10 protein-coding genes are annotated in these 12,134 nt (G+C 68.3%); 9 read left to right on the top strand and 1 reads right to left on the bottom strand.

Annotated features, from left to right (window positions below; genetic code table 11):
- Positions 1 to 34: 34 nt before the first annotated feature.
- Complete coding sequence (locus tag BSY19_RS08825) at positions 35 to 955, bottom strand: LysR family transcriptional regulator (protein ID WP_069053836.1); 921 nt, start codon at positions 953 to 955, stop codon at positions 35 to 37.
- Between the two features lie 168 nt (positions 956 to 1,123).
- Between BSY19_RS08825 and BSY19_RS08820 the strand changes: the two genes are divergently transcribed.
- The 9 genes from BSY19_RS08820 to BSY19_RS08780 all read left to right on the top strand — a co-directional run bounded on the left by BSY19_RS08820 (position 1,124) and on the right by BSY19_RS08780 (position 12,106).
- Positions 1,124 to 2,569 carry a UbiD family decarboxylase gene (locus BSY19_RS08820; protein ID WP_083247494.1) on the top strand — a complete coding sequence of 482 codons (1,446 nt, stop codon included), beginning with the start codon at positions 1,124 to 1,126 and terminating at the stop codon, positions 2,567 to 2,569.
- 113 nt (positions 2,570 to 2,682) lie between these two features.
- Positions 2,683 to 3,528 carry a helix-turn-helix domain-containing protein gene (locus BSY19_RS08815; protein ID WP_069053835.1) on the top strand — a complete coding sequence of 282 codons (846 nt, stop codon included), beginning with the start codon at positions 2,683 to 2,685 and terminating at the stop codon, positions 3,526 to 3,528.
- A gap of 184 nt (positions 3,529 to 3,712) precedes the next feature.
- Positions 3,713 to 6,667 carry a xanthine dehydrogenase family protein molybdopterin-binding subunit gene (locus BSY19_RS08810; protein WP_069053834.1) on the top strand — a complete coding sequence of 985 codons (2,955 nt, stop codon included), beginning with the start codon at positions 3,713 to 3,715 and terminating at the stop codon, positions 6,665 to 6,667.
- Entirely contained in the window at positions 6,664 to 7,491 is an 828-nt protein-coding gene (locus BSY19_RS08805) for an FAD binding domain-containing protein (RefSeq protein WP_069053833.1), read from the top strand. Before BSY19_RS08810 ends, BSY19_RS08805 begins: the two co-directional genes overlap by 4 nt.
- Positions 7,479 to 8,015: a (2Fe-2S)-binding protein gene (locus BSY19_RS08800; protein WP_069053832.1), complete on the top strand. Its 537-nt coding sequence runs from the start codon at positions 7,479 to 7,481 to the stop codon at positions 8,013 to 8,015. The genes BSY19_RS08805 and BSY19_RS08800 overlap by 13 nt, the downstream gene beginning before the upstream one ends.
- Positions 8,008 to 9,552, top strand: coding sequence for an AMP-binding protein (locus BSY19_RS08795; protein WP_069053831.1), 1,545 nt, complete (start codon positions 8,008 to 8,010; stop codon positions 9,550 to 9,552). The genes BSY19_RS08800 and BSY19_RS08795 overlap by 8 nt, the downstream gene beginning before the upstream one ends.
- Positions 9,553 to 9,591: 39 nt before the next feature.
- Positions 9,592 to 10,395, top strand: coding sequence for an enoyl-CoA hydratase/isomerase family protein (locus BSY19_RS08790; RefSeq protein WP_069053830.1), 804 nt, complete (start codon positions 9,592 to 9,594; stop codon positions 10,393 to 10,395).
- A gap of 4 nt (positions 10,396 to 10,399) precedes the next feature.
- Entirely contained in the window at positions 10,400 to 10,882 is a 483-nt protein-coding gene (locus BSY19_RS08785; protein ID WP_069053829.1) for a PaaI family thioesterase, read from the top strand.
- Positions 10,883 to 10,924: 42 nt separating this feature from the next.
- Positions 10,925 to 12,106: an ABC transporter substrate-binding protein gene (locus tag BSY19_RS08780; RefSeq protein ID WP_069053828.1), complete on the top strand. Its 1,182-nt coding sequence runs from the start codon at positions 10,925 to 10,927 to the stop codon at positions 12,104 to 12,106.
- The last annotated feature ends 28 nt before the right edge of the window (positions 12,107 to 12,134 follow it).

The raw sequence follows: 12,134 nt of genomic DNA, 5'->3' as shown, positions 1-12,134 counted from the left end.
TATCAGAGATAATAATGATGAATGATGGACGCTATCAGCTGTTCTCCTGGCTATGCAGCACGTTGGCGGCATCGGCGAGTTCACTGCCGAGCGTGTCGATGAACAGGCGCGCGGCCTCCGAGAGCGGCCTGCGCGGGTTATGCACGCAGATCAGCTGGCGGGTCACGCGCGGCGCCACGATGCGGTGCGCCCGCAGGCTGCCATCCGCCAGCCCGCGGTGAACCGCAATCGCCGGCAGCAGAGTGACCCAGTCGGATTGCCGCACCAACTCCTCGATCGCTGCGACGGCATCGACCTCGAGCCGGATCGAGAGCGCGACGTCCTCGTCCTCGGCGATGTCATCGATGATCGTACGAAGCCCGTTATTCTTGGAGGGCAGCACCAACGGCAACCCGACAAGGTCGCGGAACAGTATGGGCGAGGGCAGGCCGCGACCGTTCGCGGCCTTGGTGACGAGCACCATCTCCTCGTGGAGAACGTCCATGAAAGGCAGATCGAGCCGCCGTCTCGTCTTGTTGACGATGGCGAAGTCGAGCATCCCGGAACGAACTTGATCGAGATGCGCGCTCGAATAGCCGTCGCAGGCCGAGACCTCGACCTCCGGATGCTGACGCGCAAAGATGGCAAGCGCGCGCGCCAGCACGCTCGTTGTCACTGAGGCGACGAGCCCGACCGCGATGCGGCCGCTGATCTCGCCCGAGCGGCTGACAACCTGCTGCTTGGCGTCCGAGAGGTCCCGCAGCAGCGGCGAGAACAGCCTATAGGCGAGCTGGCCGGCCGGCGTCGGCGTCATCCCTTGGGAAGAACGTTCGAACAGCTTCTGCCCAAGCTCGTCCTCCAGCTTGGCGATCTGCATCGAAAGCGCCGGCTGGACGACGTTCATGCGGCGCGCGGCGCGCGTCGTCGAACCCTCCTCGCAGAGACTGAGGAAATAGTTGAGTTGGCGAAGGTCCATGTCCCCCGGGATCCTCCAAGGCCTATCACGATAACTGATGCTGATAACCTTGATCATCACATACTATTTGGGTGCGCGCCAGCGCGCGGCCTAGCATCAGACGTGGCGTCGCACTCCTGCGAAGCCGACCTTCGGCCAAGCGCCGTCAATCCAGATGCGAGCCGAGCCATGCCCCACCTTGCCGCCGAAGCCGGACTTGCCGATGACCCGGCTCGTCTCTCGGGACCGGGTTTCGCCGCCAATGGTCCCGTCACCAGCCTGCGCGACTGGCTTGACCGATTGTCCGCCACGGGGCGTCTCGCGGTGATGCGGCCCGGCATCGGCCTGCGCTTCGAACTGGCGGCTGTCTCGAAGCGGCTGGACGGCGAGAAGGCGACGGTCTTTCCGGCGCCCGACGGCCACCCGGTCAGCGTGATTTCCGGCCTCGTTTCGGATCGCGGCTGGATGGCCGAGGCCATGGGCGTCGAACCGTCGCAGGTGCTGAAGCGCTTCCAGGAGGCTGCGCGCAACCCCGTTCCCTGGCGCGAGACCAGCGCCGCGCCCGCCCAGGAGGTCGTGCATCGCGAGGTCGACCTGATAACGCTGCTGCCTTCGCCGACGCATAACGAGTTCGACAGCGGCGCCTATATCACCGCCGGTCTGTTGATCAGCCGCAACCCGAAGACCGGCATACAGAATGTCGCGATCCACCGGCTGCAGGTCTCCGGCCCCGACAGGCTCGGCGCCCTGCTGCTTCCGCGCCATACGCTCGCCTATCAGCAGATGGCGGAGGACGAGGAGCAGGACCTGCCCATCGCGATCGTGGTCGGGGTCGATCCGCTGACACTGCTCGCTTCGCAGGCAATCGCGCCGCTCGATCAGGACGAACTGGAGATCGCCGGCGCGCTGCACGGCCAGCCGCTCGACGTGGTGAAATGCATCACCAGCGAGGTCCGCGTGCCCGCGCAGGCCGAGATCGTGATCGAGGGCAGGCTGCTCGCCCGCAAGCGCGAACCGGAGGGGCCGTTCGGCGAGTTTCCGCAATATTACGGCGAACGCGGCGAGCGTCACGTCATCCAGGTCGACGCCGTCACCCATCGCCGCAATCCGCTTTTCCATACCATCGTCGGCGGCGGCCTCGAGCACCTGCTGCTCGGCGGCATCCCGCGCGAGGCGACCATCCTCGACCATCTCCAGCGCAGCTTTCCCAGCGTCGGCGACGTCCATCTCGCGCGCGGCGGCGTCTGCCGCTATCACCTCTACGTCCAGATGAAGAAGCGTTCGGAGGGCGAGGCCAAGAACGTCATCCTCGGGGCGCTCTCCGCGCACTACGACGTCAAGCACGTCGTCGTCGTCGACGAGGATGTCGATGTGCATGACCCCACCGAGGTCGAATGGGCGGTGGCGACGCGCTTCCAGGCCGATCGCGATCTCGTGGTGGTCGCCGGCAGCCAGGGCTCGAAGCTCGACCCGTCGACGCGCGACGGTGTCGGGGCCAAGATGGGACTGGACGCTACCGCGCCGCTCGACGCACTGGAGATGCGTTTCAAGCGCATCCGCGTGCCGGGCGAGGATACGGTGGAGCCGGGGCGTCTGCAGGCCGGGACGGATTGGCGCAGCGGGCGCGCCGAGTAAACCTGAACCCCGCATGCCTGCAACCGACAGGCCCTTGCGGGGGTGGCGAGCCTGCCACTACACTATCGTCTGACGGAGAACGACCTGGAAATCAGGCTTGGTGAGGAAACGGCATGTCGGATGCCTTGCGCATCGCGCACGGAGCCTTCGGACGGGTGGCGCTGCTGGACATGGACCGAAGCCTGGTCCGGCACGCGCACCCCCATTGCCATGTCCTGCTCAAGGTCGATGGCGACGACACCCAGTTCCTCGTCGGCGACCATGTCGCGCCGCTGACGGACGATCTCGCCGTGCTGGTCAACGCCTGGGAGCCGCACGCCTACATCCATGATCCCAGACGCAGGAACGCGCTGATCCTGGCGCTCTATATCGAGCCCGAATGGCTGCGCAGCTTCCGACCGAACTGGGCTTCCAGTGGCGCGCCGGGTTTTTTCGAGCGGTCGGCTGGCGAGGTCAGCGCCCATATCCGCCAGACCGCGCTCGATCTCGCAGCCGAGATGGTGCATGAGCCCGGCGCATCGCGCCGGCAGGAGCATCTGCTTTCCGAACTGATGATCGCCGTGATCGAGCGCTTCACGCCCTGGCGGACGATCGGCGCGTCCCTGCGCGAAATCGCCCGCTCGAATGCGATCGACTGGCGGGTCGGGCGCGCCATCTCCCTGATGCGGACGAACCCGGCCGCTCCGCTCAGCATCGAGAAGCTGGCGAAATCGGCCGGCCTCTCGCGGGCGCATTTCTTCCGCCTCTTCGAGGAATCCACCGGCGTCACGCCGCATGTCTTCCTGAACGTGCTCAAGGTCGAACTCGCCGTCGGCGCGATCGTCGAGGGCGACGAGACCTTCGCGGTGCTGAGCGACCGGCTCGGCTTCAGCGCGCCGGCCCATTTCACCCGCTTCTTCCGCGACCATTGCAGCGTCGCGCCCAGCGAGTTCCGCCAGGTGGCGAGGCTGGGCCGGTAGGACGCGAATGGCGAATGGCGAATGGATTTCGCTGCGCCGCCTTGCCGCGTTTTGCGCGCCAGTCCCATCATTTTTGAGACTTTTCGGTAAGGTGCGAGACCCAGCGGGATCGCGTCCCGCCCCCTGATCGCAGAGCCTCCCGCCCCAGACGCCCGTCAGAGCGCGTCGTCGGGAGCAGGCGTCAGTGAAGATCGAAACCATCTCGTGGACGGGACAATCGCTGGAGCGCGTCGAGGACGCGGCCCTGCTGACCGGTCGCGGGCGGTTCATCGACGATCTCGGCGTCAGGCCCGGCACGCTGCAGGCGGCCATCTTGCGCTCGCCGCATGCCCATGCCGACATTCTGGCCATCGACGTTTCGGCGGCTGCCGCCATGCCGGGCGTCGCGGCGGTCATCACCGGCCGTGACCTCGCCAGGCTGACGACGCCGATGGTCGCGGGCCTCAAGGTCGCGGTCGAGAACTGGCCGATGGCGGTCGAGCGGGTGCGCTATGTCGGCGAGCCCGTCGCCATCGTCGTGGCGCGGGACCGCTACCTCGCCGAGGACGCGCTCGACGCGATCGAGGTCGAATACGGCCCGCGCGCTTGCGTCGTCGATCCGCTGGTGAGCCTGAAATCCGATGCGCCGGTGCTGCACGACAGGGCAGGCGGCAACCTCGTCAGCGACCGCCGCTTTCGCTACGGCGAGCCGGAGGCCGCCTTCGCGGAGGCCGCGCACCGCATCGAAGTCTCCATCGCCTATCCGCGCAACACCGGCGCCCCGATGGAAACCTTCGGCGTCGTCGCCGACTACGATCCCCATGAGGACGCCTACGACATCCTCGCCAATTTCCAGGGGCCGTTCAGCATCCATGCGGTGCTGGCGCGTTGCCTGAAGGTGCCCGGCAATCGCCTGCGGCTTCGCATGCCGCCGGAATCGGGCGGCAGCTTCGGCGTCAAGCAGGGCGTCGCGCCCTATGCGGTCCTGATCGGCGTCGCCGCGCGCATCGCCGGCGCGCCGGTCAAATGGATCGAGGACCGGCTCGAGCATCTGGGCGCGGCGGTGGCCGCCACCAACCGGGTCACCACGCTCAAGGCCGCGGTGACGGCGGACGGCCGCATCACCGCGTTGGACTGGGACCAGGTCGAGGATTGCGGCGCCTACCCGCGCGCGCCGGAGCCCGCCACGCTCTACCGCATGCATGGCAACATGACCGGAGCCTACGACGTCGCGAATGTCGCGATCCGCAATCGCGTCGTGCTGACCAACAAGGCCCCGACGGGTCTGGTGCGCGGCTTCGGCGGCCCGCAGGTCTATTACGCGCTCGAAAGGCTGTTGCAGCGCATCGCGGTCGAACTCGGGCTCGATCCGTTGGCGGTGATCCGGACCAACCTGATTCCGAGCGGAGCATTTCCCTACCGCACCGCCTCGGGCGCGCTCTACGATTCCGGCGATTACATCAAGGCCTTCGATCTGGCTCTGGCCGAGGGCCGGCTCGCCGATCTTGAAGCCCGCCGCGATGCCGCCCGCGCTGCGGGCAGACGCTACGGGATCGGCTTTGCAGCCGCCGTCGAGCCGAGCGTCTCCAATATGGGCTACATCACGACGGTCCTGACCGCTGCGGAACGCAAGAAGGCCGGACCCAAGAACGGAGCGCAGGCGACCGCCACCGTCACGCTCGATCCGGTCGGATCGGTCAGCGTCCATGTCGCCTCGGTGCCGCAGGGCCAGGGCCACCGCACCGTGCTGGGGCAGGTCGTCGCCGATGTCTTTGGCCTGCCGCGCGAGGCGATCAGCGTCGTCGCCGATCTCGATACCGGCAAGGACGCCTGGTCGATCGCCTCGGGCAACTATTCGAGCCGCTTCGCCGCCGCCGTCGCCGGCACGGCGCATCTGGCAGCGACGCGCCTGCGCGACAAGCTGGCGGCGATCGCAGCCAGCCAGCTCGCCGTCGAGCCCGCACAGATCGGCTTTGCCGGCGGTTCGGTCTTCGCCAAGGGCGACGCGGCCAGGACGCTGCCCTTCGGCCGGGTGGCGGCGCTGTCGCACTGGTCGCCGGCCCTGCTGCCGGCTGGCGTCGATCAGGCGATCCGCGAGACCGCCTTCTGGACGCCGCCCGAACTGTCCGCGCCCGGCGAGGACGACCAGGTCAACTCCTCGCTCTGCCACGGCTTCATCTTCGACATGGCCGGCGTCGAGGTCGATGTCGAAACCGGCAAGGTCCGGATCGACCGCTACGTCACCATGCATGATTGCGGTCGCGTGCTGCATCCCGGCATGGTCGAGGGTCAGATCCGGGGCGGCTTCGCGCAAGCGCTGGGCGCGACCTTCTTCGAGGAACTCGCCTATGCCGATGACGGCGCCTTCCTGACCGGAACCTTCGCCGACTACCTGCTGCCGACGGCGACAGAGACGCCCGATATCGAGATCCTGCACATCGAGACGCCGTCGCCCTTCACGCCGCTTGGGGCCAAGGGCGTCGGCGAAGGCAACTGCATGTCGACGCCGGTCTGTCTCGCCAACGCGGTCGCAGACGCGCTCGGGGTGGCGAAGCTCGACCTGCCGCTGACCCCGGCCCGCATCGCCGCTCTCGTCGCCGCGCCCGAGCCGGCTTTTCCTGAGTCCGATCGCGAACGCGCAACTGGGCTGGGCGCGGCCAAACCCGGCGACCGCACGCTGCGGGGCGAAGGGCAGGCCAGCGTCGCCGCCGCGCCGGAGGCGGTCTGGGCCATGCTACTCGATGCCGATCAGCTCGCCTCGATCATCCCCGGCTGCCATGGCGTCAGCAAGCTGTCGGAGACGCATTTCAAAGCCGATGTGACGCTCGGCGTCGGCCCGGTGAAGGGCCGCTACAAGGCGCAGATCAGGCTGTCTGATCTCGATGCGCCGCGCGCCGCGACCCTGTCGGGTTCCGTCTCGGGGGCACTCGGCACGGGCGGCGGCTCCGGCCGCGTAACGCTGACGCCGGCCGAGGACGGCGGCACGCTCATCGCCTACACCTACGAGGCAGCCATCGGCGGCAAGGTCGCGGCGATCGGCGGACGCCTGCTCGACGGCGCGGCCAAGGCCATTATCGGACAGTTCTTCGCGGCGCTGGCGCGCAGGGCCTCGCCCACGCGGCCCGGCTTCTTCGCCCGCCTGTTGCGGAGGCGGCCATGAAGCCCGCCGCCTTCGACTATGTCCGCGCCGGCGACATCTCCGAGGCGCTCGAAGCGCTGGCCCGGCATGGCGCGGAAGCCCGCATCATCGCCGGCGGCCAGTCGCTGCTGCCGATGCTCAACATGCGGCTGGCGAAGCCGGCGGTGCTGATCGACATCATGGGCATTGCGGGGCTCGACCGGGTCGGGCGGGAGGGCGATCTGATCGTCGTGCCGGCCGGCGTACGCCAGGCGGCGCTGATGAAGCGGCCGGGCCTTGACGGCGAACAGCCGCTGCTGGCGGCGGCTCTGCCCTGGCTCGGCCATTACCAGACGCGTGCGCGCGGAACCGTCTGCGGCTCGGCGGCCCATGCCGATCCGAGCGCCGAAATCCCGCTCTGCCTCGTCGCGCTCGACGGCGAGATCCGGCTGCGTTCGCGCCGCAAGCGGCGCAACGTCAGGGCCGGCGACTTCTTCAGCGGCATGATGGTCACGGACAAGCGTGATGACGAGATGATCGAGGCCGTCGCCTTTCCAGCCGCCATGGCCGGAACCGGCTACGCCTTCCGCGAGGTCGCGCGTCGCCATGGCGACTTCGCCATCGTCGGCTGCGCGGCGGTCGTGACGCGCGACGCCATGCACCTCGCGGTCGCCGGCGTCGCCGACAGGCCGCAGCGCCGCAGCTTCCCGCTGCTGGAAGGCTCGGCCCTGACGGATGCGCTCAACGCCTTCGCCTGGGAGCTCGACGCCCGCGACGATTTTCACGCGACCGCCCGGCTGCGCCGCGATCTCGTGCGCTCACTTGGCCTGTCCACGATCGGGGAGGCGAAGCGATGCCGCGCCTGAGCGCCGCGACGCAGCACCGCGTCGCCTTCATCCTGAACGGCAGGCCGGTCTCGCTGGATGCAGAGCCACGCCTGCTCGCCACTGACGCGCTGCGCCATGGGCTCGGCGCGACCGGAACCCATGTCGGCTGCGAGCATGGCGTCTGCGGCGCCTGCACGATCCAGATCGACGGCCAGCCGGCGCGCGCCTGCCTGACGCTCGCCGTCCAGCTCGAGGGCAGGGACGTCACCACGGTCGAGGGTCTCGCGCCGGAGCGCGACCGGCTCTCGGTGATGCAGGCCGCCTTCCGGCGTCATCACGCGCTGCAATGCGGCTTCTGCACTGCCGGCATCCTGGTCTCGCTCGACGCCTATCTCCGCGAGGAGCCCGCGCCGAGCGAGCAGGAACTGCGTGAGGTCGTCGGCGGGCATCTCTGCCGCTGCACCGGCTACACGCCGATCATCAGGGCGGCGCTCGAAGCCGCGGCCTGTCTGCGGGGCGAGCCTGCGCCGCAGCCGCTCGAGCGGGAGCCCGCCGATGTTTGACCTTGGCACCAGCTTCATCGCCAGCGTGGCGCGCGACCCCGATGCGCTCGCCATCGTCGATGGCGACATCCGCCTGACCTATCGCCAATGGCTGGACCGGATATCGTCGCTCGTCGCCGCCTTCGACGGCATGGGTCTGAAGGCCGGGGACCATCTCGTCACCGTGCTGCAGAATCGCTGGGAAGCCGCGAGCCTGCACTGGGCCTGCCAGCTCGCCGGCCTGACGATCGTGCCTATCAACTGGCGCGCCAAACCCGACGAGATCGATTTCGTTGTCAGTGACTGCGAAGCAAAGGCGATCGCCTTCGAGCAAGTCGCAGGCCAGGCGATCGCCGAGAGCGAACTGGCGCCGACGATCCCGCGCATCGCGGTCGGTCCCGATGCGGGCGCGGCCGAACTCACATTCGCAGAAATGGTGGCGACGCCGGCACCGGTCGCGACGCCGCGCGCGGCAGCCGACGCCTGGTCCCTGATGCTCTACACCTCGGGCACCACGGCCAAGCCCAAGGGCGTGCCGCGTAGGCACCGGGCGGAGCGCATGGCCGCGCTCGCCCATCTCGCGCAGAACCTCTACGGCCAAGGCGAGCGCACGCTGGGCGTGATGCCGCTCTATCACACCATGGGCGTGCGCTCGCTGCTGTCGATGTCGCTGATCGGCGGAGCCTTCATCTGCCTGCCCCGCTTCGATGTGGCGCGCGCGCTCCAGCTGATCGCGGAGGAGAAGGTCAGCAACCTCTATCTGGTGCCGACGCTCTATCACGACGTCGTCCGTCACCCGGATTTCGAGGCGACGGATGTCTCCAGCGTGCGAAAGCTCGGCTTCGCCGGCGCGCCAATGACCGATGGGCTCCTCGGCAAGCTGACCGAGGCCTTTTTGCCTGACCTCTTCGTCAACCACTACGGCTCGTCGGAAATCTACACCTTCACGATCAACCAGAAGGCCGCGCAAAAGCCGGGCTGCGCCGGAAAGGCCGGGCTGAACCAGCTGATCCGCGTCGTCAAGCTCGGCGCGACCTCGGCGCATGAGCTCGCCGCACCCGAAGAGGAAGGCGAGATCATCGCGCTGGCCTCAAGCGACGAGGCCTTCGAGGGCTACTGGAAGCGTCCGGAGGCCGACGCCAAATCGCTGCGCGACGGCTGGTACTTCACCGGAGACACCGGCTATTTCGATACAGAGGGCGACCTCTTCGTCTCCGGCCGCGTCGACGACATGATCATCACCGGCGGCGAGAACGTCTCGCCGGTCGAGATCGAGAGCTGCCTGTCCCTGCATCCCGGCGTCCTCGAGGTCGCCGTCGTCGGCCTGCCCGACGAGCGCTGGGGCAAGATCGTCGTCGCCTTCGTGCAGCGCGCCGGCGCGGTCTCGGCCGAAGAGCTCGACGCCCATTGCAAGGCGACGGGCCTCGCCAATTTCAAGCGCCCGCGCCGCTTCGAATTCGTGCACGCCATCCCGAAATCGCCCGTCGGCAAGCTGCTGCGCCGCCAGCTCGTGGCCGGCGACTACGAGCCCGAACGGCCCGATATCGCGGCCGAATGACCAACCGCACCGCCCAGCACGATTGAAAGGCCAGAGCCGATGAACGCCATCACCCCGATCCACCCCGCGCTCACCGGGCTCGACGGTTTCAGCGTCGAGATCGACGCCGCCCGCGAGCGCGCCGACATCATCCTGAACCGGCCGCCGATGAACGTCATCTCGATGCCGCAGCGCGACCAGTTGCGGAAGGTCTTCGAGGCGCTCGACGAGGACGAACGGGTCCGCGTCATCGTGCTGCGCGCCATCGGCGAGCATTTCTCCTCCGGCGGCTACATCAAGGGCTTCCTCGAGGCCTCGCCCGAGCATGTCTCGAAGCTCGCCTGGAACATCGCTGCGCCTGCGCGCTGCGCCAAGCCGGTCGTCGTCGCCAATCGCGGCTACGCCTTCGGCGTCGGCTTCGAGATCTCGCTCGCGTGCGACTTCCGCATCGTCTCGGAGACGGCCCAATACGCGCTGCCCGAGCAGAAGCTCGGCCAGATCCCGGGCTCGGGCGGCTCGGCGCGCCTGCAGAAGATCGTCGGCATCACCCGGACCAAGGACATCGTGATGCGCTCGAAGCGCATCCCGGGTCGCCAAGCGCTGGACTGGGGCATCGCCACCGAATGCGTGCCCGATTCCGAGCTGGAGGCCGCAACCGACCGGCTCGTGGAGGAGTTGCGCGGCTTCTCGCCAATGGCGCAGCGCACCGCCAAGAAACTGCTCAACGACACCGAGGACGCCTCGCTGTCGATCGCGATCGAGCTGGAGGGGCATTGCTACAGCCGCCTGCGCCAGTCCGACGATTTCCGCGAGGGCGTCGAGGCCTTCCACGCCAAGCGCGCGCCAAAATTCGTCGGGAGCTAGGCCGATGCCGCACCTCCCCGACACTCACCGCGAGAACGCCTGCCGCGAGAACGCCTGCTGGAAGAACGCCTGGTCGCTCGACGATCTGGCGAGGCTGACGCGCGGGAGCTTCATCGAACAGCTCGGCATCCGCTTCGTCGAGATCGGGGCGGACTGGCTGACGGCCGAACTGACCATCCGTCCCGCCACGGCGCATGCGGGCGTCGCGCTTGCGCTAGCCGAAGCCATCGGCACGCTGGCGAGCCGGATGGCGGTCGAAGCCGGGACGCACGCCGTCAGCGGGCTCGACATCAAGGCCAATCATTGCAGGCCGGTGGGTGTCGGCGAGACGGTGCGCGCCACGGCGCGGCCGCTCAACCTCGGCCGCCAGACCCATGAGTGGGAGATCCGCATCCAGGCCGCCGGCGACGAGCGGCTGGTCTGCGTCGCCCGGCTGACCACGGCCATCAAGACCCGCGCGGGAGAAGGCGTCCGCGCGGCAGCCTGAGCCTTCCAAAGCACAACAAATCATCAAAAGAGGGAAACGACCATGACATCCGCGTTCATCAAGACACTCATTGGCGGCCTGCTTGCCGCAACGGCCCTGTCGGGCGGCGCGCTCGCCCAGACCGGACCGATCAAGGTCGGCGTCGTCACGCCGCTCTCGGGCACGTACACGCCCATCGGCCAGCAGGTTCGCTGGGGCCTCGAACTGGCCGCCAAGGAGATCAACGCGGCCGGCGGCGTCGCAGGCCGCCAGGTCGCGCTCGTCTTCGAGGACGAAGAGGCCAACCCCGCCGTCGCCGTGCAGAAGGCCGAGAAGCTGTTCCAGGTCGAGAAGGTCGATTTCCTGACCGGAACCGTGAATTCCGGCTCCACGCTCGCCGTCGCCCAGCTCGCCGAGCGCAACAACAAGCTGGCGGCGACGACGGTCTCCTTCGCCGACTCGATCACCGGCGACAAATGCTCGCCCAACATGTTCCGCGTGAACGCGCGCGCCGAGCAGCAGTCGGTGGCTCTCGCGGCCTGGCTCGCCAAGGAGAAGCCCAAGGCCAAGGTCTACTATCTCGGGCCCGACTACGAGATGGGCCGCTCCACCGTCGCGGCGTTCAAGAGCAGCGCCGAGAAGACCGGCTCGGCGACCGGCGGCGAGGTCTTCGCGCCGCTCGATTCCAAGGACTATACCCAGTATTTCGGCCAGATCCGCGCGACCCGCCCGCAGGTGCTCTACACCTCGGTCGCCGGCAACGACACCGTGCGGCTGCTGACGCAGCTCCAGGATTTCGGCCTGCTCTCGGGCCTCACCGTGGTCGGCGCGTCCGGCACCGTGACCTCGCAGAACATCACCGCGATCGGCGCGGCGGCTGAGGGCTTCGCCACCGGCGTCGGCTATTCGCCGCAGATCGACCGCCCCGAGAACAAGAAGTTCGTGACGGACTTCCGCGCCGCCAACAAGGCTGATCCCGATCTCTACGGCGCCGACAGCTACGGCCTGCTCTTCGCCTACAAGGCGGCCGTCGAAAAGGCCGGCTCGACCGAGACCGACAAGGTGCGCGAGGCGCTGCGCGGCCTGACCTGGCAGACCCCGCAAGGGGCCAAGACGATCCGCGCCGGCGACCACCAGGCGATGCAGCCGATGTATGTGGTGCGCGTCACCAAGGGCAAGTTCGACATCATCGACAACGTCTCCGCCGAGAACGCGATCGGCCCCGACGCCTGCACGCGCTTCTGAGCGCCGCGACCCGTCCCCCTCTCCCTCG

This window comes from Bosea sp. RAC05, from assembly GCF_001713455.1.
Taxonomy (GTDB): domain Bacteria; phylum Pseudomonadota; class Alphaproteobacteria; order Rhizobiales; family Beijerinckiaceae; genus Allobosea.
The sequence above is the reverse complement of the archived record's forward strand: the minus strand, read 5'-3'. Positions and strand labels throughout refer to the sequence as shown.